Source organism: Morganella morganii, from assembly GCF_019242955.1.
GTDB lineage: Bacteria > Pseudomonadota > Gammaproteobacteria > Enterobacterales > Enterobacteriaceae > Morganella > Morganella sibonii.
The window spans coordinates 2,326,434-2,348,210 of record NZ_CP066129.1; the positions used below are offsets into that span (position 1 = coordinate 2,326,434).

At 50.6% G+C, this 21,777-nt stretch carries 25 protein-coding genes; 13 read left to right on the forward strand and 12 right to left on the reverse strand.

Features of this window, described 5'->3' with window-relative positions:
* The first annotated feature begins 141 nt into the window (after positions 1-141).
* The 7 genes from pspF (at position 142) to fabI (ending at position 7,455) form a co-directional block, all read left to right on the forward strand.
* On the forward strand, positions 142-1,128 hold the full coding sequence (gene pspF, locus JC793_RS10775; RefSeq protein WP_218426184.1) for a phage shock protein operon transcriptional activator: 987 nt from the start codon (positions 142-144) through the stop codon (positions 1,126-1,128).
* A gap of 71 nt (positions 1,129-1,199) precedes the next feature.
* On the forward strand, positions 1,200-2,888 hold the full coding sequence (gene sapA, locus JC793_RS10780) for an ABC transporter substrate-binding protein SapA (RefSeq protein WP_166707978.1): 1,689 nt from the start codon (positions 1,200-1,202) through the stop codon (positions 2,886-2,888).
* Positions 2,885-3,850, forward strand: a complete 966-nt coding sequence (gene sapB, locus JC793_RS10785) for a putrescine export ABC transporter permease SapB (protein WP_046893515.1) — start codon at positions 2,885-2,887, stop codon at positions 3,848-3,850. Before sapA ends, sapB begins: the two co-directional genes overlap by 4 nt.
* Entirely contained in the window at positions 3,837-4,727 is an 891-nt protein-coding gene (sapC, locus tag JC793_RS10790) for a putrescine export ABC transporter permease SapC (RefSeq protein ID WP_046893516.1), read from the forward strand. Before sapB ends, sapC begins: the two co-directional genes overlap by 14 nt.
* Positions 4,727-5,719, forward strand: a complete 993-nt coding sequence (gene sapD, locus JC793_RS10795; protein ID WP_046893517.1) for a putrescine export ABC transporter ATP-binding protein SapD — start codon at positions 4,727-4,729, stop codon at positions 5,717-5,719. Before sapC ends, sapD begins: the two co-directional genes overlap by 1 nt.
* Positions 5,719-6,528: a putrescine export ABC transporter ATP-binding protein SapF gene (sapF, locus tag JC793_RS10800; protein WP_046893518.1), complete on the forward strand. Its 810-nt coding sequence runs from the start codon at positions 5,719-5,721 to the stop codon at positions 6,526-6,528. Before sapD ends, sapF begins: the two co-directional genes overlap by 1 nt.
* Positions 6,529-6,666: 138 nt before the next feature.
* Positions 6,667-7,455 carry an enoyl-ACP reductase FabI gene (gene fabI / locus JC793_RS10805; RefSeq protein WP_046893519.1) on the forward strand — a complete coding sequence of 263 codons (789 nt, stop codon included), beginning with the start codon at positions 6,667-6,669 and terminating at the stop codon, positions 7,453-7,455.
* 188 nt (positions 7,456-7,643) lie between these two features.
* Here the strand turns inward: fabI and JC793_RS10810 are convergent, their stop codons facing one another.
* Positions 7,644-8,567, reverse strand: coding sequence for a Gfo/Idh/MocA family protein (locus JC793_RS10810; RefSeq protein ID WP_112550728.1), 924 nt, complete (start codon positions 8,565-8,567; stop codon positions 7,644-7,646).
* Positions 8,568-8,764: 197 nt separating this feature from the next.
* On the opposite strand from JC793_RS10810, the gene gstA reads away from it, so the two are divergent.
* Positions 8,765-9,370: a glutathione transferase GstA gene (gene gstA, locus JC793_RS10815; RefSeq protein ID WP_052927539.1), complete on the forward strand. Its 606-nt coding sequence runs from the start codon at positions 8,765-8,767 to the stop codon at positions 9,368-9,370.
* 76 nt (positions 9,371-9,446) lie between these two features.
* Here gstA and pdxY read toward each other — a convergent pair whose 3' ends face one another.
* From pdxY to anmK, 4 genes are all read right to left on the reverse strand, one after another.
* Positions 9,447-10,313, reverse strand: a complete 867-nt coding sequence (gene pdxY, locus JC793_RS10820; RefSeq protein WP_218426185.1) for a pyridoxal kinase PdxY — start codon at positions 10,311-10,313, stop codon at positions 9,447-9,449.
* 114 nt (positions 10,314-10,427) lie between these two features.
* Complete coding sequence (gene tyrS / locus JC793_RS10825) at positions 10,428-11,702, reverse strand: tyrosine--tRNA ligase (RefSeq protein WP_166707983.1); 1,275 nt, start codon at positions 11,700-11,702, stop codon at positions 10,428-10,430.
* A 135-nt stretch (positions 11,703-11,837) separates the two neighbouring features.
* Entirely contained in the window at positions 11,838-12,488 is a 651-nt protein-coding gene (pdxH, locus tag JC793_RS10830; RefSeq protein WP_046893524.1) for a pyridoxamine 5'-phosphate oxidase, read from the reverse strand.
* A gap of 47 nt (positions 12,489-12,535) precedes the next feature.
* Positions 12,536-13,654 carry an anhydro-N-acetylmuramic acid kinase gene (gene anmK / locus JC793_RS10835; protein WP_218426186.1) on the reverse strand — a complete coding sequence of 373 codons (1,119 nt, stop codon included), beginning with the start codon at positions 13,652-13,654 and terminating at the stop codon, positions 12,536-12,538.
* Between the two features lie 320 nt (positions 13,655-13,974).
* Between anmK and JC793_RS10840 the strand changes: the two genes are divergently transcribed.
* Positions 13,975-14,442, forward strand: a complete 468-nt coding sequence (locus JC793_RS10840; RefSeq protein ID WP_046893526.1) for an outer membrane lipoprotein — start codon at positions 13,975-13,977, stop codon at positions 14,440-14,442.
* Positions 14,443-14,501: 59 nt separating this feature from the next.
* On the opposite strand, the gene slyA is transcribed toward JC793_RS10840, so the two are convergent.
* On the reverse strand, positions 14,502-14,936 hold the full coding sequence (slyA, locus tag JC793_RS10845; RefSeq protein ID WP_046893527.1) for a transcriptional regulator SlyA: 435 nt from the start codon (positions 14,934-14,936) through the stop codon (positions 14,502-14,504).
* A 516-nt stretch (positions 14,937-15,452) separates the two neighbouring features.
* Positions 15,453-15,689, reverse strand: coding sequence for a DUF1289 domain-containing protein (locus JC793_RS10850; RefSeq protein ID WP_046893528.1), 237 nt, complete (start codon positions 15,687-15,689; stop codon positions 15,453-15,455).
* 152 nt (positions 15,690-15,841) lie between these two features.
* Here JC793_RS10850 and gloA point away from each other — a divergent pair, with 152 nt between their 5' ends.
* Positions 15,842-16,249, forward strand: coding sequence for a lactoylglutathione lyase (gloA, locus tag JC793_RS10855; protein ID WP_218426187.1), 408 nt, complete (start codon positions 15,842-15,844; stop codon positions 16,247-16,249).
* A gap of 119 nt (positions 16,250-16,368) precedes the next feature.
* Positions 16,369-17,013 (forward strand): ribonuclease T, encoded by a 645-nt coding sequence (gene rnt, locus JC793_RS10860; protein ID WP_166707988.1) that lies wholly within the window; start codon positions 16,369-16,371, stop codon positions 17,011-17,013.
* Between the two features lie 42 nt (positions 17,014-17,055).
* Here rnt and JC793_RS10865 read toward each other — a convergent pair whose 3' ends face one another.
* Positions 17,056-17,730, reverse strand: coding sequence for a hypothetical protein (locus JC793_RS10865; RefSeq protein ID WP_218426188.1), 675 nt, complete (start codon positions 17,728-17,730; stop codon positions 17,056-17,058).
* Positions 17,731-17,972: 242 nt separating this feature from the next.
* Positions 17,973-18,314: a Grx4 family monothiol glutaredoxin gene (locus JC793_RS10870; RefSeq protein ID WP_107679729.1), complete on the reverse strand. Its 342-nt coding sequence runs from the start codon at positions 18,312-18,314 to the stop codon at positions 17,973-17,975.
* Positions 18,315-18,653: 339 nt separating this feature from the next.
* Between JC793_RS10870 and rhtB the strand changes: the two genes are divergently transcribed.
* Positions 18,654-19,274, forward strand: a complete 621-nt coding sequence (gene rhtB / locus JC793_RS10875; RefSeq protein ID WP_166707991.1) for a homoserine/homoserine lactone efflux protein — start codon at positions 18,654-18,656, stop codon at positions 19,272-19,274.
* 67 nt (positions 19,275-19,341) lie between these two features.
* On the opposite strand, the gene JC793_RS10880 is transcribed toward rhtB, so the two are convergent.
* A complete protein-coding gene (locus JC793_RS10880; protein ID WP_243847026.1) occupies positions 19,342-19,737 on the reverse strand; it encodes an anti-virulence regulator CigR family protein in 396 nt (131 codons plus the stop codon).
* Between the two features lie 180 nt (positions 19,738-19,917).
* On the opposite strand from JC793_RS10880, the gene JC793_RS10885 reads away from it, so the two are divergent.
* On the forward strand, positions 19,918-20,616 hold the full coding sequence (locus JC793_RS10885) for an RluA family pseudouridine synthase (RefSeq protein ID WP_218426189.1): 699 nt from the start codon (positions 19,918-19,920) through the stop codon (positions 20,614-20,616).
* A 24-nt stretch (positions 20,617-20,640) separates the two neighbouring features.
* On the opposite strand, the gene JC793_RS10890 is transcribed toward JC793_RS10885, so the two are convergent.
* Both JC793_RS10890 and JC793_RS10895 read right to left on the reverse strand, forming a co-directional pair.
* Positions 20,641-21,180 (reverse strand): DUF2058 domain-containing protein, encoded by a 540-nt coding sequence (locus JC793_RS10890; RefSeq protein WP_054425183.1) that lies wholly within the window; start codon positions 21,178-21,180, stop codon positions 20,641-20,643.
* 126 nt (positions 21,181-21,306) lie between these two features.
* Positions 21,307-21,570, reverse strand: a complete 264-nt coding sequence (locus tag JC793_RS10895; protein ID WP_247717234.1) for a hypothetical protein — start codon at positions 21,568-21,570, stop codon at positions 21,307-21,309.
* Positions 21,571-21,777 lie beyond the last annotated feature (207 nt).

A 21,777-nucleotide genomic window follows, 5' to 3' on the forward strand; every position in this document is an offset into this window, starting at 1 on the left:
ATGACACGATTACTATTACAAGATGCGTGCCAATTCTGTGAATATTTTTATCCTTTTGTTTTTTATCGGATTTATTTATTTCCCTTTTGTCCTGACTTTTTGTAGAGTGGTCACATTAACCATTTAATGGTCAAATTAATCATGAAAAATAACACTGAAACCCTGATCGGTATCGATAACAACTTTCTCGATGCGCTGGAAAAAGTCTCACAGCTGGCAAAAATTGCCCGTCCGGTACTGATTTGCGGTGAACGCGGCACCGGTAAAGAGTTATTTGCCCATCGTCTTCATTATCTCTCCCCCCGCTGGGATGAGCCGTTTATTGCGCTTAATTGTGCGGCACTGAACGATAATTTACTTGATTCCGAGCTGTTCGGTCATGAATCCGGGGCATTTACGGGTGCGCAGCGCCGCCATCAGGGACGTTTTGAACGGGCGGATGGCGGAACACTGTTTCTTGATGAGTTGGGTACAGCACCGCTTACAGTACAGGAAAAATTGCTGCGGGTGATTGAATACGGGGAATTTGAGCGTGTCGGCGGGCAGCAGACACTGAAAGCGGATGTGCGGATTGTCTGTGCCACCAACGCGGATCTGCCTGCACTGGCGGCAGAGGGAAAGTTTCGCGCGGATTTACTCGATCGCCTGGCCTTTGATGTCGTTAATATCCCGCCGCTGCGTGAGCGTCCGCGCGATCTGACCGAACTCGCCGGTCATTTTGCCGTGCAGATGTGTCAGGAGATGGGCACGCCTTTTTTTGCCGGTTTTTCCCCGCATGCATTACAGCAGATGCAGAGCTATCACTGGCCGGGCAACATCCGTGAGCTGAAAAATGTGATTGAACGGTCATTGTACCGCCAGGGAGATACCACCGGACTGCTGGCGGAACTGGTGATCAATCCGTTTGTCACCACTCAGTCTCATGCGCCGGATACCGGGGAGCCGCCTTTGCCGCCGCTGCCGTTTTCCCTGAAACAGTGGCAGCACACGCAGGAGAAAGACGCGCTGGATGCCGCGCTGCAACGTGCACAATTTAATCAGCGCGAAGCAGCACAATTGCTGAATCTGACCTATCATCAGTTTCGCGGATTACTGAAAAAGCATGCCGGCAGCCCGCAGCCGGATTAAATGCTTTCGTTTTTGGTTAGTCTCACAAATTGCGATACAATACCCTGTTCATTTTTAACGGTAACTGATTTATGCGCCATTGGATTATCCGGGCATGCGCGGTTCTCCTGCCTGTTTCAGGCTTTGCCGCCGCCCCCGCCCCGCAGACAGACCAGCCGGTAAAACCGGTAACGGCTCAGACCGCCGCACTGCCGCCTGTCCGCGATACCGGTTTTGTCTACTGTGTGAACGGCAACATCAGTACATTTAACCCGCAGCTGGCCAGCAGCGGGCTGATTGTCGAACCGCTGGCAGCACAGATTTACGACCGCCTGCTGGATGTTGACCCTTACACTTACCGCCTGATCCCGGAACTGGCCGCCCGCTGGACCGTACTGGATAACGGTGCGACTTACCGTTTTTATCTGCGCCGTGATACCGATTTTCAGACCACAGACTGGTTCAAACCGACCCGTAAAATGAATGCGGATGATGTGGTGTTCAGCTTTTCCCGCGTGGTGGATAAACAGAATCCGTATCACTATGTCAACGGCGGGCGTTATCCCTATTTTGACAGCCTCCAGTTCGCGTCCAACGTTAAATCCATCCGCAAAATCAATAACCACACCGTTGAATTTAAACTGAATACCCCGGATGCCTCTTTTCTGTGGCACCTGGCAACCCATTACGCCCCCATCCTGTCCAAAGAGTATGCCGATAACCTGCTGAAAACCCGCCGTCAGGAGCAGCTCGACTGGAAACCGGTCGGGACCGGGCCGTATTATCTGGATGATTACCAGAGCGGTCAGTTTGTCCGTCTGCAACGCCATGACAATTACCGCAAGGGGAAACCCCGCATGCAGGAAGTGGTGGTTGATCTCGGGGCGGGCGGTACCGGCAGAATGTCAAAACTGATCACCGGCGAGTGTGATGTGCTGGCCTATCCCGCCGCAAGTCAGTTGCAGGTACTGCGTGATGATCCGCGCCTGAGTCTGATGCTGCGCCCGGGGATGAATATCGCGTATCTGGCGTTTAACACCAGCAAACCCCCGTTTAATAATCCTCAGGCACGCCGTGCGATTGCATACGCGATTAATAATGAGCGCCTGATGAAATCCATCTATTACGGCACGGCGGAAACCGCCGCCTCTATCCTGCCGCGCGTTTCCTGGGCGTATGATAACCAGGCCCGTGTCACGGAATATAATCCGGAAAAAGCAAAAGCGATGCTCAGTGAACTGGGACTCAGCGATATCACACTGAATCTCTGGGTGCCGACCGCTTCGCAGTCTTATAACCCCAGCCCGCTGAAAATGGCCGAGCTGATTCAGGCTGACTTGGCCCGTGCCGGGATTAAAATGAACATCCGCCCGGTTGAGGGGCGTTTTCAGGAAAACAGCCTGATGGATCGCAGCCATGATATTACGCTTGCGGGCTGGTCAACCGACAGTAATGACCCGGACAGTTTTTTCCGCCCGCTGCTCAGCTGTGCGGCCATCGGCTCGCAAACCAACCTGAGCCACTGGTGTTCCCCGGAATTTGATGATGTGATCCACCAGGCGCTGCTTGAACAGCAACTGAGCAGCCGGATAGAGTATTATCACCAGGCACAGCAGATTCTGGCACAGGATCTGCCGGTGCTGCCGCTGGCTTATTCCCTGCGTTTGCAGGCATTCCGCTATGATATCAAAGGGCTGGTGCTCAGCGCGTTCGGCAATACCTCCTTTGCGGGGGTTTACCGTGATACCGGGGATGCGCCGGAACCGGAGGATAAACCATGATCATTTTTATTCTTCGCCGTCTGCTGCTGGTGCTGATCACTCTCTGCTTTCTGTCTGTTCTCAGTTTCAGCCTGAGTTATTTTCCGGCCAACGCACCACTAAGCGGCGCGTCTCTGACAGATGCGGTGCTGTTCTATTATAAGAGCCTGTTTTCATGGGATTTCGGCAGTTCAGTCATTAATGGTGAACCGATCAGCCAGCAGTTATGGGCGGTACTGCCCGCCACACTGGAGCTGTGCGGTCTGGCGTTCATGCTGGCGCTGGTGATCGGCATTCCTGCCGGGATTATCGCCGGGGTCTGGCGCAATAAGATGGCGGATATCACCATCAGCACCTTTGCCCTGGTCGGTTTTTCGGTTCCGGTATTCGGGCTGGCGCTGCTGCTCACGCTGTTCTTCTCTCTGCGGCTGGACTGGCTGCCGGTCTCAGGACGTATTGACCTGCTGTATGATTTAACACCGGTCACCGGATTTGCGGTGATCGATGCCTGGCTGTCCGATTCACCGTACCGGCAGGCGATGATCCTCAATGTGCTGTCCCATATGGTGCTGCCGGTGATCACCCTTTCCATCGCGCCGATGACTGAAGTTATCCGCCTGATGCGTACCAGTACCGAAGAGATTATCAGCCAGAACTATATTAAGGCCGCCGCTATCCGCGGGTTATCACGTCTGACGATTATCCGCCGCCACCTGCTGCATAATGCGCTGCCGCCGGTGATCCCGAAACTCGGGTTGCAGTTCTCCACCATGCTGACGCTGGCAATGGTGACGGAAGTGGTGTTTAACTGGCCGGGGATCGGCCGCTGGCTGATCACCGCTATCCGCCAGCAGGACTTTGCCGCGATTTCTGCCGGTGTCATGCTGGTCGGTGCCATGGTGATTATTGTCAATATGCTGTCAGATATTCTGGGCGCCGTCAGCAGCCCGCTGAAACATAAGGAATGGTATGCCTTCAGATAATTTCTACCGTGAAGACCGGATGCCGTCCCCGGGGCGGGTTATCTGGCAGCATTTCACCGCAGATATTCCGGCAATGATCGGCTTTTACGGAGTACTGTTTCTGATTGCGCTGTCAATCGCCGGCTCCTGGATAGCACCTTATGCCCTCGATCAGCAGTTTGCCGGCCACCAGTTATTACCGCCGTCCTGGTCCCATTACGGGAATGTCGCATTCTTCCTCGGTACGGACGATCTCGGCCGCGATATTTTCAGCCGTCTTATCCTCGGCACACAATCGACTTTCGGCGGCGCATTGCTGGTCACTGTCACCGCCACTGTCGCCGGTATTATTATCGGCTGTCTCGCGGGAATGACCTCCGGTCTGCGCTCCGCCATCTTTAATCATATGTTTGATACCCTGCTGGCACTGCCTTCTCTGCTGCTGGCGATTATTGTTGTGGCATTTTTCGGTGCCAGTCTCAGTCACGCGATGATCGCCGTGGCGCTGGCACTGCTGCCCCGTATTGTGCGGATGATTTATATCGCAGTACATGATGAGCTTGATAAGGAATATGTGATTGCCGCCCGCCTCGACGGCGCCTCCAATCTCAATATTCTTATACACACTGTACTGCCGAATATCAGTGCGGTAACCGTTACCGAACTGACGCGCGCCCTGTCTATTGCCATTCTGGATATTGCCGCACTCGGTTTTCTGGAGCTGGGGGCACAACTGCCGTCACCGGAATGGGGAGCTATGCTCGGGGATTCGCTGGAACTGATTTATGTCGCCCCCTGGACGGTACTCCTGCCGGGAACCGCTATACTTATCAGTGTATTGCTGGTAAATCTGCTCGGCACCGGATTACAGCGCGCCATTAATGCGGGAGTTGAATAATGCCGTTACTGGATATCCGCAATTTAACCATTGAATTTATGACAGCTGCCGGGCCGGTCAAGGCCGTTGATCGTGTGACACTGTCCCTGACCGAGGGCGAGTTCCGCGGGCTTGCCGGGGAATCCGGTTCGGGTAAGAGCCTGATCGCCAAAGCGATTGCCGGTATTACCAAAGATAATCTGCGGGTAACCGCTGACCGGTTCCGCTTTAATGATATCGATTTACTGAAACTCTCCCCCCGTCAGCGCCGCCGGGTGATTGGCCATAATGTGTCGATGATTTTCCAGGAGCCGCAATCCTGCCTGGATCCGTCAGAAAATATCGGTAAACAACTGATTCAGACCATCCCCGGCTGGACTTACAAAGGCCGCTGGTGGCAACGCTTTCACTGGCGCAAACGCCGTGCGATTGAGCTGCTGCACCGCGTCGGTATTAAAGATCACAAAGATGTGATGAGCAGTTATCCCTATGAACTGACCGAGGGAGAATGCCAGAAGGTGATGATTGCCATCGCCCTGGCCAATCAGCCACGCCTGCTGATCGCCGATGAGCCGACCAACGCCATGGAACCCGATACACAGGCACAGATTTTCCGTCTGCTGACCCGGCTGAACCAGAACAACAATATGACGATTCTGCTGATCAGCCACGATTTGCAGTTAATGAGCCAGCTGGTTGATCGTATTAATGTGCTCTACTGCGGACAGACAGTGGAGAGCGCCGAGCCGGATGACCTGCTGCTCAAACCGCATCATCCGTATACTCAGGCTCTGATGCGGGCTATCCCTGATTTTGAGAAGCCGCTGGCGCACAAATGTCGTCTGAATACCCTGCCGGGAGCGATACCGTCACTGGAGCATCTGCCGGTCGGCTGCCGTCTGGGGCCACGCTGTCCGTATGCCCAGAAAGTGTGCATTGATGCACCGCGTCTGCGGACCGTCAAAAACCGCAGTTTTGCCTGCCACTTCCCGCTGAATATGGAGGACGTATAATGCCCGGTCCGCTGCTGGAAGTTAAAAATCTGAGCAAAACGTTCCGTTACCGGGATGGCTTTTTCCGCCGTCACCGGCTTGAAGCGGTCAAACCGGTCAGTTTTACACTGCAACCCGGCCAGACACTCGCGATTACCGGCGCAAACGGCTCCGGAAAATCCACTCTGGCCCGGATGTTATCCGGTATGATTGAGCCGAGCGGCGGGGAAATTTTGATCGACAAACACAAGCTGACGTTCGGTGATTACAGTTACCGCAGCCAGCGTATCCGGATGATATTCCAGGACCCGGCCACCTCACTCAATCCGCGTCAGCGTACCGGGCAGATTCTCGAGCTGCCGCTGATGCTCAATACTGATCTGGATGCCACCGGACGCCGTCTGCGTATTAACGCGACACTGCGTCAGGTCGGTCTGCTGCCTGATCACGCGGATTATTATCCGCACATGCTGGCCTCCGGACAAAAGCAGCGCGTAGCACTCGCCCGCGCCCTGATTTTGCAGCCGGAAGTGATTGTGGCGGATGAAGCACTGGCGTCTCTGGATATGTCATTACGTTCACAAATTATTAATCTGATCCTGGAACTCCAGGAAACGCAGAAAATTGCCTATATTTATGTCACACAGCATCTGGGCATGGCAAAACATGTCAGTGACCAGATACTGGTGATGCATAACGGCGAAGTCGTCGAGCGCGGTAACACTGCGGAAGTGCTGGCATCACCGCTGCACGATGTGACGCGTCGTCTTATCACCAGCCATTTTGGTGAAGCATTGTCCGCCGAGGCCTGGCGTCAGGATGTGGATTAACTTCCGCAGTTCTGATAGTTCAGGCCGGTTACATCTTAATTTCCGGTAATCTGTTAATATCCGCCGGATTTTTTATAACCGCGTCACCTGCCGGATGTGCGGCACAGAGGGTGACAGAGAACACACAAGGAAACTGCTATGGGTTTTATGACCGGTAAACGCATCCTGATCACAGGGGTTGCAAGCAAATTATCGATTGCTTACGGTATTGCCAAAGCAATGCGTGAACAGGGGGCCGAACTTGCTTTCACTTATCAGAATGACAAGCTGAAGCCCCGTGTTGAAGAGTTCGCTCAGTCTCTGGGTTCCTCCGTCGTTCTGCCTTGTGATGTGGCAGAAGATGAAAGCATCGGAAATCTGTTCACTGAGTTAGCCAAAGTCTGGCCGAAATTTGACGGTTTTGTTCACTCCATCGGCTTTGCACCGGCGGATCAGTTAGACGGCGATTATGTGGATGCGGTGACCCGTGAAGGCTTCCGCATTGCCCACGACATCAGCGCATACAGCTTTGTGGCGATGGCAAAAGCCTGCCGCAGTATGCTGAACCCGAACTCTGCCCTTCTCACACTCTCTTATCTGGGTGCGGAACGCGCTATCCCTAACTACAACACCATGGGTCTTGCAAAAGCCTCTCTGGAAGCGAACGTCCGTTATATGGCGAATGCGATGGGGAAAGAAACAATCCGTGTTAATGCGGTTTCTGCCGGTCCTATCCGGACACTGGCGGCATCCGGGATTAAAGATTTCCGTAAAATGTTGTCACACTGCGAAGCAGTTACTCCGCTGCGCCGTACAGTCACCACCGAAGATGTGGGTAACGCGGCAGCGTTCCTGTGTTCTGATCTGGCAGGCGGTATCACCGGTGAAATACTGCACGTTGACGGCGGTTTCAGTATCGCGGCAATGAATGAGCTGGAACTGAAATAATACGGCTTCTGTCCGGTTTTTCATTAAGATCACCGCCGGACAAATCAGTCAGCAGATAACAGGCAAGCGGACGAAAAGCATGCGCGTCATGGATGACGCGCCTGAGCGCACAGGGAAGTGTTTACAGCGTCTTTTCGTTTTGCCTGTTATCTGCTGCTCTCCGCGCTTTCAGAAAATACGTCTTTCAATTACCTGTCTGTCAGTAACGCTTCTGTCAGCCGCTGAGCATAAAGCGCCTCTTCGCCGCTGACCAGCGGTTGTGTCTGATTGGCAACAGATTCAATAAAGTGCCGCACCGCACCGTCAAACCCGCGCTGAACCAGCAGCGGCTCCCACGCCTTCGGATGCTGTTCCTGTATCCCGGCGGCGGTTTCACTGCGCCAGTGAGTCATATCCGTTACCTGATAACAGCCGTCACGCCCCGTCACACTGACCTGCTCCCGCTGACTCGCCGCACAGCGGTGCATGGATGCTGTCAGCCACGCGCCGTTGCCGGTCTGTAAATGGTGTTCAGCATACAGCAGCTGATTGGCCTCATTTACCTGCATATGCCCGCTTTTCAGTACGGCATTCCCGTCCCGTCCCAGCCACAGCAGGGTATCTGCGATATGTAAGTAGTCATCTGTCACTGTAAAACGGACATCGTTCGGGCCGACACTGTTGCTGCGGTGTTTTTCCATGCGGATGGATGCGGTTTTTCCGGCAATTTGCTCCCTGAGTTGCAGATAAAACGGTGAGAAACGGCGGTTAAAGCTCACCATCAGCGCCCGCTGTTTTTTCTCTGCCAGACTGACAAGCGCTTCTGACTGCTCATACGTTGCCGCCAGCGGCTTATCAACACAAACATGACAACCCGCATTCAGCAGTTCACTGACAACCTGAAAATGACTCTCTGTACTGCTGTGCACAAATACCGCGTCACACTGTTCTGCCAGTGCGCGGAGTGACGGAAACAGCGGAAACCGGTAAGCATCACAGACCTGACGGGCTTTTTCCTGATTCGGCGAGAACCCGCCGGACAGCACCCAGTTATCCGTTCTGGTCAGAACTGGTAAATACGCTTTTTGTGCTATTCCGCCCAGCCCGGCGACACCGATACGGATTTTTTTCATATGTGCTTTACCTTTTATTGTTTTGTAACAATGAATTACAAAGTCTTCTCACAAATTGAATCTGTGGCGATTATATGGAAAGATGGGGTTAACCAACACATAATTCGCACCCGGAATACATTACGCCCGCGAATACCGGTCTATACTTCATCAAATACCGCCATGTCCGTTCTTTTGTTTTAACTAAGGAGCATACCATGCAATTGTTCTATACCCCGGGAAGTTGTGCACTATCACCCCATATTATTTTGCGTGAAACCGGCCTGGATTTTTCACTGGTTCGTGTCAATCTGAAAGAGAAGAAAACCGAAAACGGTGATGACTACCTGAAAATTAATCCGAAAGGACAAGTCCCCGCGCTGAGTATCAGTGACAGTCAGCTGCTGACAGAAGGTGTGGCTATTGTGCAGTATCTTGCTGATCAGAAACCGGATCGCAAGCTGATTGCCCCGGCGGGAACGATGGAGCGCTATCATCAGATTGAATGGCTTAACTATATTGCCAGCGAAGTGCATAAAAGCTACGGCCCGCTGTTCTCGCCGGAAACGCCGGAAGATTACCGGCCGATTGCGCTGCGTAATCTGACGAATAAGTTTGCTTATGTGGACAGCGTGCTGGCGAAAAGCCCGTATATTACCGGCAACAATTTTACCGTAGCCGATGCTTATCTGTTTACCGTCTGCGGCTGGGCGCCGCACCTGAAGATTTCACTGGAGCCGTATCCGCATTTACAGGCTTACCTGGCGAAAATTGCGCACCGCCCGCATGTGCAGGATGCGATGGAAGCGGAAGGTCTGATTTAATCGTTCTGATATACAGAGACAAAAAACGCCGGATAATCCGGCGTTTTCTTTATGCTGATACGGTGTGCAGACCGGTTCAGTCGATCTGTTCCGAACAGAATTTGTGCACCGGAAGTACCATTTCATCCTGAGCCGCAACCAGTTGCAGTTCGTACTCATTCATGGTTTTGGTTTTCAGCATCACTTCATACACAGCGGCGGCCACATGTTCCAGAGCCTTCGGCAGTTCTTCACCTTTCAGCAGGTTCACCAGCATCAGACCACTGGTTAAATCACCCACACCCACCGGCTGACGTTCGCCGAAGTCCACCAGCGGACGGCTGACATGCCAGGCGTGATCGGCGGTGACCAGAATCATTTCAAAGCGGTCGGCGCGGTAACCGGCTCGGGACAGGTGCTTGACCAGCACCAGACGCGGCCCTTTTTTGCACAGTTCACGGGCAGCGGCAACGGCTTCATCCACATTATGAATGGTTTGTCCGCTCAGGGTTTCCAGCTCAAGCAGGTTCGGTGCGATCATATCGCTGACTGCCAGCGCTTCCTGACACAGAAAATCTGCCACACCCGGCGCCACGATACAGCCTTTTTCCGGATGCCCCATGACCGGATCACAGAAATACCATGCCTGCGGATTACGGGTTTTGACTTTTTTCACCACATCCAGGATACGTTTACCCTGCTCTGCTGAGCCGAGGTAGCCGCTGAGTACCGCATCACAGCGGGTCAGCTGATCGATTTTATCAATGCCGTCCACAATCTCCGTGATGTGCTCTGCGCTCATCACGCAGCCGGTCCAGCCTTGTGCATACTGTGTGTGATTAGAAAACTGGACGGTATTAAGCGGCCAGACATTAACACCCATGCGGCGCATCGGGAATTCAGCCGCACTGTTACCGGCATGACCATACACAACATGGGATTGGATAGAGAGAATATTTTTCATTGATACAACCTGATTTTTTATTATTACTGCGCATATCATATTCTGTGAAGCAGAAAAGATCTTGCTGACAGATCAAAAAGGGCAACTTTCGTTGCCCTTGTTTACCGTAAACTATTATTTCCAGCAGATCAGACAGTAATGTTTTTTACCGCGGCGCAGCAATGTGTAACGGCCGAATAACTTGTCGCTGTCAGTGAAGCGGTATTCCGCATCTGACTGTTTTTCACCGTTGAGTGATACTGCGTTGGAGCCGATCATGGTACGGGCCTGGCCGCGTGACGGAACCAGTTCCGCAAGCACCAGCGCCTGTTGTAAATCCGCATCGCTGTCCGGTTCAATATGCGGCATGCCGTCCTGTGCCAGCTGCGCGAAGTCATCTTCGGTCAGGTTGGAGATATCACCGTTGAACAGGCTGTCAGTAATACGCTGTGCTGCCGTCAGACCCGCTTCGCCGTGAACCAGTTTTGTCACCAGTTCTGCCAGAACATACTGAGCACGCGGTGCTTTGCCGCTGGCCTTGTCTTCCGCTTCCAGTGCATCGATATCTTCGAGGCTCATAAAGGTGAAGAATTTGAGGAAACGGTATACATCCGCATCTGCCGTGTTGATCCAGAACTGATAGAATTTGTACGGACTGGTTTTCTTCGGATCCAGCCATACCGCGCCGCCTTCAGTTTTACCGAATTTGGTGCCGTCAGATTTGGTGATCAGCGGAACCGTCAGACCCCAGGCCTGCTGCTGGTTCAGACGACGGGTTAAATCGATACCGGAGGTGATGTTACCCCACTGATCGGAACCGCCGATTTGCAGTTCAACACCGTGATCTTTATTCAGACGGGCGAAGTCATAACCCTGTAACAGGTTGTAGGAGAATTCGGTGAACGAAATCCCGACGTCATCCCGGTTCAGGCGCTGTTTAACCGCTTCCTTGTTGATCATCTGGTTCACAGAGAAGTGTTTACCGATGTCACGCAGGAAGGTCAGCACATCCATAGAACCGAACCAGTCATAGTTGTTTGCCGCGATGGCGCTGTTCTTACCGCAGTCAAAATCGAGGAACGGAGAAACCTGCTGACGGATTTTATCCACCCAGCCGTGAACCGTATCCTGTGTATTCAGTTTGCGTTCCGTTGCTTTGAAGCTCGGATCGCCAATCAGCCCCGTGGCCCCACCAACCAGCGCCACCGGACGGTGACCGGCTAACTGGAAACGCTTTAAGCACAGCAACGGAACCAGGTGGCCCAAATGCAAGCTGTCAGCGGTCGGATCGAAACCGCAATAGAGGGAGATCGGGCCCTGCGCCAGTCTCTCAGCTAACGCTTTTTCATCCGTAACCTGGGCAATGAGGCCCCGCTCTTGCAGTTGTTTTATCAGGTTCGTACCAGACATCAATGACTCCGTCAGTTCTGTTTTGTCTATGCAAAAATAGTGGATTAGAAATATGAAGGCTATAGCATAAAGCGGCACTCCGTGAAGTGCCAGCAATTAAAATGATTTTGCAGAAGAAATTCCGGTAACAACCGGTTACGGCGCAAGGCGGTCAATGTCCCAGCCGTCTGCGGTACGGGTATACAGAAAACGGTCATGCAGACGGTGTTCACCGCCCTGCCAGAATTCAACCGAATTAAATTTAATCCGGAACCCGCCCCAGAAGCTTGGCAGCGGTACATCACCCTGCTTAAATTTTTGTTTCAGTTCAAGAAATTTACCTTCCAGAATTCCGCGGGCAGAAATCCGCGAGGATTGCTGTGATGCCCAGGCGGCTATCTGACTGTCTTTCGGACGGCTGTGGAAATATTTTACCACTTCCAGTGTCGATAAACGCTCCACTTCCCCCAGGAAGCAGACTTGTCTGTCCAGGCTGTACCACGGGAAATGCACACTGATTTTCGGATTTTTTGCCAGATGCTGTGCCTTGCGGCTGCCCATGTTGGTATAGAAAATCAGCCCGTCTTTATCAAAGTGCTTAAGCAGCACAATGCGCTGATACGGCTGACCGGTTTCATCCACGGTGGCCACACACATCGCGGTCGGGTCAGTCAGTCTGGCCTCGCACGCCTGTTTGAGCCAGCGTTCAAACATTTCCAGCGGTTCATCACTGAGATCACGGCGGCGCAATCCCCCTTTGGTGTATTCACGCCGCAGTGAAGCAACGTCCGTAAACTCGTCTGACATGCCTTTTATCCTCTTAATTCTTTTGAATAACTGTGTGTAATCTTTTATTACGGCCACTGACGGATAACGGGATATACCGCACCCAGTACGGTTTCTCTGTCTGCACCGGTGACCGACGGCAGATTGCCGGGTTCACCGGCCAGTGTCCGCGCGGCCAGCCAGGCAAATGCCAGGGCTTCCATATCATCACCGCTCAGGCCGTATTTATCGGTCGGGCTCACTTCAGTACCCGGCAGTTGTGCTGACAACTGCGCCATGATCTGCGGATTACGTGCACCACCGCCGCATACCAGCAGGCGTTCGCAGCCGCCGCACAGTGTGACCTGTTCACTGATACTGACCGTCGTCAGCGCCAGCAGAGTTGCCTGCACATCTTCCGGTTTCAGGCCCGGAAATTTATCCAGCTGCCTGGTCAGCCACTGCGTATTGAAATATTCACGGCCGGTACTTTTTGGTGCCGGACGGCGGAAATAGGGATCACCCAGCATATGTGCCAGTAAATCCTCATTGATGCACCCTGTTTTTGCCCATTCACCGTCTTTATCATACGGTGCCGCACGGTGCCGCCATGTCCAGCTGTCCATCAGCATATTGCCCGGACCGGTGTCATACCCTCTGACCTCCGCCCCCGGGATCAGCGTCGTGATATTGGCGATCCCGCCGATATTCAGGATAATCCGTTTTTCATCCGGTACACCGAGCACCGCCTGATGAAATGCAGGCACCAGCGGTGCCCCCTGTCCGCCATAAGCCATGTCACGGCGGCGGAAATCCCCGACCGTCATGATATTAGTCAGCGCGGCAACCCGGTTGTTATCCCCGAGTTGCAGGGTAAACGGAGTGTCGCTGTCCGGCTCATGCCAGACGGTCTGTCCGTGACAACCGATACCGGCAATATCCTGCGGATTCAGCCGGGTTTGTGCCAGCAGACCGCGGATGGCATCAGCAAACAGTGTACCCAGTTCATAATCCAGACGGCCGATTTCCGACAGCGTTGTCTGCTGCCCCTGACATACCGCCAGTATGCGCGTTTTCAGCGCGGGCGGAAACGGATGCGAGTACGCCGCCTGCTGCGCAACCACTGAATCATTAATCGCGGCCAGCACAACATCCACCCCGTCAAGGCTGGTTCCTGACATCACGCCGATATAACGTCCCGAACGCATAACCGATTCCTTTTAATCAATAACCATCTGATAAAAATATAATATTCATATTCCGGTGTGATTACTATAATCAGGGTGCCCCGCAGATTCATCCCTTTTCGCATCGTGACCCTACTTAATCCCTGTTCTGATGCACACCTCACATTTGTGAAATAAGACGATTTACCTTGCCGCCGGAACATTTGGCTTTAAGCTGTTCCTAATGTAAGGTGCAAATAAAACATTTTTAATGCAAAATTATTCTGCGATAATAGGTAAAATATTACACTGCAGATAATGAACACATCTGAATCTGTGAATACAATAATCAGGAGTTAAGTATGTATAAGCGTTTTCTCGTCGGTGTATTTACCGTCGTGGCACTTTCCGGTTGTGTGAATATGGACACACTCAGTGGTGACACTTATAGTGCAGACCAGGCGAAACGTGTTCAGACCGTTACCTATGGTACAGTAATGAGCGCCCGTCCGGTGACTATTCAGGGCGGCAGTGACGAAAATATCCTCGGTGCGGCAGGTGGTGCAATTCTGGGTGGTATTTTAGGCAGCACAATCGGCGGCGGTACCGGCCAGACTCTGGCTACCGCAGCAGGGGCTATTGCCGGTGGTGTTGCAGGCCAGAACGTTCAGGCATCGATGAACAACACATCCGGTGTTGAACTCGAACTGAAACAGGATAACGGCGAAATCATTGTTGTTGTACAAAAACAAGGTAAAACTCCGTTCTCCGTCGGTCAGCGTGTGCGTATCGCGAAATCCGGTTCAACCTATACCGTATCTCCGCGTTAATTTTCCCGGTTTACCGGTAAAAGGCGAAACACCCGTTTCGCCTTTTTTATTACCTGACATTAATTACGGTTATGCAGCTGCACAATATTATTTTCCAGTTTCCTGACAATCTCCGCCAGTGTATATAATTCATCCTGTGTAATTCCGCCCAGAATTTCACGCCGTGTTTTTTCAATCACCGCATCCACTTCACGGATAAAGGGTTCGGACTCCTCCGTCAGTTTTATCCGTTTCGCTCTGCGGTCATTAATACAGATATGCCGTGTGATTAATTGTTTTTCTTCCAGCTGATCCAGCGTGCGGACCAGCGAAGGCTGTTCAATACCGATCGCTTTCGCCAGCTGAATCTGAGACTGATCCGGCGGCAGCAGGCTGATATTGTAGAGTGTAATCCAGTGTGTCTGTGTGAGTTTCAGTGGTTTGAGCCGGTGGTCAATCAGTGATCGCCATATCCGCACTAACCTCGCTAAGTCTGATCCCAATGTTAACTCCACAAATTTCTCCTTATGTGAATACGGTACGGACGTATAAACACGCCCTCATGTCTTTCAATCACCCAATAAAAAGAAACGCGGCACTATTGTGTTCATTAACAGCGACGCAATATTGCTGCGTAACAAAAACAGTTCATGACTATTTCATAACCATTTTTATTGCCATGAAATAGTTAGCTTTTTATACAAATTTAATTGATTAAGTTGATGAACTTGTTCGGGATTAAGAATAGCGATCATCACTGCCGGGATCTATATTTTTTTACATAACCACCATTTTATTTTTAACAAAAAATAATTTATTTCATGTAATTAATCTTATTAAACATGAGGTTACTATTATATTGAGCCACCCACCCGCATCACAATAATTTTATATTGTGTTTATATAATTTCACTCTTGATTATAAATTCAAATGCGACAAAAAACATTATTTCTATAATATATAAATCAACAACACTAAATAACCCCACTATATTAATTCAAGGCTAATATATAGATTTGCAATTATTTAATTAAAATAGATCTAACTGTCCGGACGGTGATTCCGGCGGAGTTTCACCTTTAGCCGCTCTGTAGCGACGCTGACGACACAAACGGATAATATTTTCTTTTTGCGCATTACTCATCGACAGCCACTGAAAGCGCTCATCACGGCTCCGGTAGCATCCCCGGCAATACCCTTTTTCATTCAGCTGACATATCCCCACACACGGTGACGGGATATCAAAAAAGTGAAGTTGTTCTGCCATCGGCTGATGTCCTTTTGTCTGATGCCCTGCCGGACAGGTAATGGTTATCCTGTAACCATCAGCATCCTGATAATTTGAATTGTAGTCAATTATCACGTTATAGTGTGAGCCATTACTGATAAATAACTGAAAGCACTCTGAGAGGTTACTTTATGCGTGTACTCCATACCATGCTCCGCGTGGGTGATATGCAACGTTCCGTCGATTTTTACACCAAGGTTCTCGGCATGCGTTTACTGCGCACCAGTGAAAACCCGGAATACAAATATTCACTGGCGTTCGTGGGCTACAGTGACGAAAGTGAAGGTTCCGTGATTGAACTGACCTATAACTGGGGTACGGATTCCTATGAGATGGGAACGGCATTCGGCCATATCGCGCTCGGCGTGGATGATGTCGCGGCGACCTGCGATGCCATCCGTAAAGCGGGCGGCAATGTGACCCGTGAAGCCGGTCCGGTTAAGGGCGGCACCACCATTATCGCCTTCGTGGAAGACCCTAATGGTTATAAGATTGAATTAATTGAAAATAAAAGTGCCGGAGCTGCACTCGGTAACTGATTCCCCCTGTAAGAAGGATCAGAACGATCCTTCTTTTCCGGCGCAGCACTGAACAGCCCTTTCTCCTGCCGGCAAGCCGCGCTAGAATAGTGCGTTTTGTTCGTTTAATTAAGAGTCCCATGTCTGAAAATCAAAATCACAATGCTCTGAGCGCACGTTTCCGCGGGTATTATCCCGTCGTTATCGATGTTGAAACCGGCGGTTTTAATGCCGCAACCGATGGTATGCTGGAAATCGCTGCCATTACCGTCAAAATGGATCATAACGGCTGGCTGATGCCGGATCAGCGGCTTGAATTCAATGTGCAGCCTTTTGAGGGTGCAAATCTTGATCCTGCCGCACTGGCGTTCACCGGGATTAATCCGGCAGATCCGGAGCGTAATGCGGTCACTGAATATGAGGCTCTGCATGCCATTTTTAAAATGGTGCGCAAAGGCATGAAAGATGCGGATTGCAAGCGGGCGATTATCGTGGCGCACAATGCGAATTTTGATCACAGTTTTGTGATGGCAGCCGCAGCACGCTGCGGACTGAAACGTAATCCGTTCCACCCGTTTGCCACCTTTGATACGGCGGCATTAAGCGGATTATCACTGGGACAGACGATTCTGGCAAAAGCCTGTATCGCCGCCGGTATCCCGTTTGACAGTAAACAGGCTCACGGCGCGGCGTATGATACCGATCGCACCTCCCTGCTCTTTTGTGACATCGTTAACCGCTGGAAAAAACTGGGCGGCTGGCCGCCTGCGGCAGACAGTAATTGATCGGATACCTGCGGATTATACCGCAGGTACACTATTTTACTGTTACTGATTCTCTCCGTCATGCTGCATTTCAGCCGATATTACCGGAGAACCGGACGCCAGTAATGCCAGCGGCGGGATAATATTTTCACGGATCTGACTGAAAATCTCGGTTATCTGAGATTTAAATTCTTTAGTGAAATTCTTATTATCGACAGCGTTCATGACAGGGCTATCGTCACCCACCGACCCTAACTGACTGAATTCCACACCTTCTTTAAGTCCGTCAAATTTAAGTTTGATTTCATAAATGTTCTTTGCGTTATCTGATAACAGCGGCAGATTCTGAAAGCCCTTTATGCCTCGCAGTGCTGTCATAATATGTCGCAATCCAAGGTTATTATTCTTTGATATATCAGTCAGTTCACTTTTGCTGATTTGTGTTTTACTTTCAATTTTTTTACTCATCTCGTCAATCTGATTCAACAGTCTTTCATCGTATGTTTTTATTAAATCTGGCTGTGCAAGTTCATACAACTTCGCTAATTGCTGTTCCGGACTCTCTGTTTTTTCCGGTAACAAACTATCCGCAGGTTTACCGGCGTCAGATGAACGGAAGTCCGTGCAGATAAACACGCGTTTAACCCAGTCACCAAATTTGTTCGCTACATTACTGATGCTGCATTTAGCCGCAGTAAAAAATTCAGCCGCATTATTTTTCAACTCTGTCAGTTGCATACTCAATGCGGAAGGAACATCCGGCTTTACCGGTACTTCCACGCTGTGCATATTAACGTACCAGACGGTATTAGCCTCTGTTTTGTTATTAAATCCGTTCATTTTTCTTCCTTCTTTTAGTGTTATCTATGCCGCCACTCTAGAAAATAATCGCATTAACAACTTTCATTTCGCCGCCATCAGAAAGACAAAAGCCCCGCAGGTTTACCCTGCGGGGCTTCAATAAGTAGTACTGGACGTGATTATTCTTCGTTTTCAGTCCGGTATTTTGCTGCGGTTTCTTTAATCAGTGTCTGTAATTCACCGCGCTGGAACATCTCCATAATGATGTCACAACCGCCGACCAGCTCACCGTCAACCCACAGTTGCGGGAAGGTCGGCCAGTTAGCGTATTTTGGTAATTCAGCACGGATATCCGGATTCTGCAGAATATCCACATAAGCAAAACGCTCTTCACAGGCAGCCAGCGCCTGTACCGCCTGTGCGGAGAAACCGCAGCTCGGCAGCTTCGGGGAGCCTTTCATATACAGCAGAATCGGGTTTTCTTTAATCTGGCGTTCGATTTTTTCAATAGTCGTCGTCATGTAAAACGTCCTTCACTTCAGATCGGTTAGACCGGTGTTAACATACGCGCAGAATACCACTTTGCAGTGAAAAGTGGTATTGCTTTTAACATACTGTTAAAATCAGCCGGGCGTATTTTTGTCCTGTATAACTCAGATTAATACAGAACGACAGTTGCGGTAAAACAGACCTGCGCACCATCAGGGTGCCGCACAAAAGAAAAACAGAGAAAATACGGCATTAAACCCATCATCACCCGTATTTTCCTCCTGAAAACAAGACGTTCATCATTTTTTACCTCACCTGACAATGCCATAATCCGGATATTCTTTTTCTGTTAATAATCTGATGAGCCCGAAATGACCTTTGAGTGGTGGTTTGCCTATCTGATGACGTCCGTTATTGTCAGTCTGTCCCCCGGTTCAGGTGCGATTAACAGCATGACAACGTCTGTCAATCACGGTTACCGGGGAGCCGTCGCGGCCATTGCCGGATTACAGACAGGGTTATTGCTGCTGATTATTCTGGTCGGTGTCGGGCTCGGCACATTATTGTCACAGTCAGTTCTTGCATTTGAAATACTGAAATGGGCCGGGGCGGCCTATCTTATCTGGCTGGGAGTCTGCCAGTGGCGGGCGGCAGGCACTATTGCGCTCAGCACACTGACAGCAACACAGTCACGCAAAAAGCTGTATCAGAATAGCGTGCTGGTGAATATTTCGAATCCCAAAAGCATTGTCTTTCTCGCAGCGCTGTTTCCGCAGTTTATTATTCCCCATCAGCCGCAGCTGATACAGTATCTGATATTAGGAATAACCTCTGTTATTGCTGATACTATTGTTATGACCGGCTATGCCGTGCTGGCACGGAAAATTGCTGTATTTATCAAAAGCCCGGAACAGAACCGTGCAATGAATAAAGTGTTCGGATCATTATTTATGCTGGTCGGTGCTCTGCTCGCCTTTACCCGTCCTGCCTGAGCAGAAATACGTCCCGCCGGTTTGCGGGACGTTATAGTACTACTCAAAAAATACTAATCAAAAACGACTACTCAAAAACATCATTAATAATGTAGGTCACCACCGCGGTGCTCAGTGCAATAAGCACTAAATCGTCACCGGCTATTTTCCACTCATAACCCGGGTAATGCGGCAGCCGGTCACGCATGTGCGCAGGTACCGCGCGTTTTGCAATACCCGGAGGGAGCGGTTTTCCTCTGGCGAGGTTTTTCGCAATTCCCGGCGGTAATGAATGATATCCGACCAATCCGTTTTTTGACGCCAGCCAGCGTGCCTGTGCGTAAGTCAGATCGTTTTTGTACTTACGGTAATGATTATCTCTGTGCTTATAATGACCATGATTATGCTCATACCGGTGACCGTGTCTTTTATCATGATCCCGGTCCGCATAAGACGATACCGGCACCGCTAAAAGTCCGGTCATTAACAGTACTGCATGGCATACCTGTGTGAATCTGCGCATAGCACAACCTCTGCGTATTTATACTGGTAATAAGCGTGGATCATTCCGCAAAATTACGCAATAGGATATCCGGACAACATGATTCGCCACCGCACTGAAAATTCGTTATCATCCCTTTCCGCTTTTTACCCGGATAGCCCGATGTCTGACATTACCGATACCTTTATTGCCCCGCCATGCCCGGAACAGATTGATATTCTGTATCAGGATGAACACCTGCTGCTGATTAACAAACCCGCAGGGCTGCTCAGTCTTTCGGGAAAAAATCCGCAAAATCTGGATTCCGTGCATTACCGGCTGGTACAGCTGTTTCCCGGCTGTGCCCTGGTGCACCGGCTGGATTTCGGTACGTCCGGGCTGCTGGTGGTTGCCCGCAATAAAGAAATTAATGCCGCACTTTGCCGTCAGTTCAGTCAGCGTGCAGTACAGAAAGGCTACAGCGCCCTGCTGTGCGGGCATCTGAGTAACAATGAGGGAATGATTGATGCGGCGATTGCCAAAGATCCGGCGCTGTTTCCGCGCATGACAATATGTGCTGTCCGGGGAAAACCGGCCCGCTCACGTTATCAGGTGACTGACCGTTTTTATTATAAAACAGAAAACGGGGTGTCTCTGCCGGTCACCCGGGTGAAACTGACACCTGAAACCGGCCGCACGCATCAGCTCCGTATCCATTGTCAGTATCTGGGCCATCCGATTTTAGGATGCGATCTCTACGGCGGAAAAGAGTTACCGGGCACCGGAAATATTCCGCGGCTGATGCTGCATGCCGGTGAACTGGATTTTGTTCATCCGGTCAGCGGCGAACCGGTAAATGCCCGCAGTCCCTGCCCGTTCTGAACAGGAAAAGCAGGCAAATGCGGATCACCACATCAAATCATCCGGGATTTTAAAATCAGCATACGGATCGTCTTCATCCGCTTCATCCTGTGCCAGCGCATTATTCAGGACAATGCTTTCCGTATCACGTTGTGTGATTTTATCCGCAACAACCGCCGGAATAATGGCATATTCACTGACGCCGCTGTTTTCTGTGCTTAACCGGGCAATGGCCAGACGACCGCTGATCAGCTGAGACTGGGTGGTTTTATCTACGGTGATACTTTTGATCACATTGCTGTCGGTGAAATTAAAATCAATATTGCCTTTTGAAATAATGATCCGGTTCATTTCAATCAGCTGTTTCACCTGTGCTTTATATTCTCGGGATAAGACAGCCTGTTTTTGCTGCTCACTCAGCTGTTTATCGCGCTCAAGCTGCGCTTTTTTATTTTCTTCCACCGCTTCTCTGGCTTCGCGGGCCTGAACACGGGATTTTTTTGCCGTTCTGCGGACTTTGTCCATTTTTTTGCTGGTCACCAATCCGGCTTTCAGCATTTGTTCCTGCAACGTGAGTTTTGTCATATTCTTTTTCTGAATCAGTTTAATAATTACGGGTAATTATACCGGTAATTTTCAGGATTGTATCCGGCACATCAGGCCATCTGTATTTTCAGCCAATAGCGCTGCCGGCACAGACTGAAAAATTCTTTATGCTGCGGTGATACTTTTTTTTTCTGTATCCCGGGTGACAGACCAGACTATCCACTGCTCCGGGCACTGTTCATCCCCTGTCTGTACCGCAGTTTCTGTCTCTTCACTGCACATCAGCTCAATACCGTCCCGGAACTGCCACCGGCGGACACGCCTGATCACTTCAGCCGGTTCATCTTTCTGAGAATGATCACAAATAACGTCACAATCAGTATCGTTTTGTATTGCACGAAAAATATAATCTGCCAGCATAATGATCATTATTGTCCTTTCGTCATAGCGGGAATTGTAAAGGGTCTTCCGGCGATTGACAAACAACTGCTGTAGTCACGTTTCCGGTATAAATTACTCAGTTTGCCCGGATTTCAGCCCGTAAATCCGTTATATTTATATTTCCGCAGTTATACGGAGAAAACAGAATGAAACGACTCTATAACTGGATCTGCTGCCATAAGCTGTACACCCTGC

Coding starts and splice junctions, on each gene's coding strand:
- JC793_RS10890 (WP_054425183.1), bottom strand. CDS start 21,180: ATGACAAAACTCACGTTGCAGGAACAAATGCTGAAAGCCGGATTGGTG.
- JC793_RS10850 (WP_046893528.1), bottom strand. CDS start 15,689: ATGGCAGAACAACTTCACTTTTTTGATATCCCGTCACCGTGTGTGGGG.
- pdxY (WP_218426185.1), bottom strand. CDS start 10,313: ATGAAAAATATTCTCTCTATCCAATCCCATGTTGTGTATGGTCATGCC.
- gstA (WP_052927539.1), top strand. CDS start 8,765: ATGCAATTGTTCTATACCCCGGGAAGTTGTGCACTATCACCCCATATT.
- rhtB (WP_166707991.1), top strand. CDS start 18,654: ATGACCTTTGAGTGGTGGTTTGCCTATCTGATGACGTCCGTTATTGTC.
- anmK (WP_218426186.1), bottom strand. CDS start 13,654: ATGCGTTCGGGACGTTATATCGGCGTGATGTCAGGAACCAGCCTTGAC.
- pspF (WP_218426184.1), top strand. CDS start 142: ATGAAAAATAACACTGAAACCCTGATCGGTATCGATAACAACTTTCTC.
- sapC (WP_046893516.1), top strand. CDS start 3,837: ATGCCTTCAGATAATTTCTACCGTGAAGACCGGATGCCGTCCCCGGGG.
- JC793_RS10870 (WP_107679729.1), bottom strand. CDS start 18,314: ATGACGACGACTATTGAAAAAATCGAACGCCAGATTAAAGAAAACCCG.
- sapF (WP_046893518.1), top strand. CDS start 5,719: ATGCCCGGTCCGCTGCTGGAAGTTAAAAATCTGAGCAAAACGTTCCGT.
- JC793_RS10895 (WP_247717234.1), bottom strand. CDS start 21,570: ATGATCATTATGCTGGCAGATTATATTTTTCGTGCAATACAAAACGAT.
- sapD (WP_046893517.1), top strand. CDS start 4,727: ATGCCGTTACTGGATATCCGCAATTTAACCATTGAATTTATGACAGCT.
- JC793_RS10880 (WP_243847026.1), bottom strand. CDS start 19,737: ATGACCGGACTTTTAGCGGTGCCGGTATCGTCTTATGCGGACCGGGAT.
- sapB (WP_046893515.1), top strand. CDS start 2,885: ATGATCATTTTTATTCTTCGCCGTCTGCTGCTGGTGCTGATCACTCTC.
- JC793_RS10810 (WP_112550728.1), bottom strand. CDS start 8,567: ATGAAAAAAATCCGTATCGGTGTCGCCGGGCTGGGCGGAATAGCACAA.
- JC793_RS10885 (WP_218426189.1), top strand. CDS start 19,918: ATGTCTGACATTACCGATACCTTTATTGCCCCGCCATGCCCGGAACAG.
- JC793_RS10865 (WP_218426188.1), bottom strand. CDS start 17,730: ATGCAACTGACAGAGTTGAAAAATAATGCGGCTGAATTTTTTACTGCG.
- rnt (WP_166707988.1), top strand. CDS start 16,369: ATGTCTGAAAATCAAAATCACAATGCTCTGAGCGCACGTTTCCGCGGG.
- JC793_RS10840 (WP_046893526.1), top strand. CDS start 13,975: ATGTATAAGCGTTTTCTCGTCGGTGTATTTACCGTCGTGGCACTTTCC.
- sapA (WP_166707978.1), top strand. CDS start 1,200: ATGCGCCATTGGATTATCCGGGCATGCGCGGTTCTCCTGCCTGTTTCA.
- pdxH (WP_046893524.1), bottom strand. CDS start 12,488: ATGTCAGACGAGTTTACGGACGTTGCTTCACTGCGGCGTGAATACACC.
- fabI (WP_046893519.1), top strand. CDS start 6,667: ATGGGTTTTATGACCGGTAAACGCATCCTGATCACAGGGGTTGCAAGC.
- tyrS (WP_166707983.1), bottom strand. CDS start 11,702: ATGTCTGGTACGAACCTGATAAAACAACTGCAAGAGCGGGGCCTCATT.
- gloA (WP_218426187.1), top strand. CDS start 15,842: ATGCGTGTACTCCATACCATGCTCCGCGTGGGTGATATGCAACGTTCC.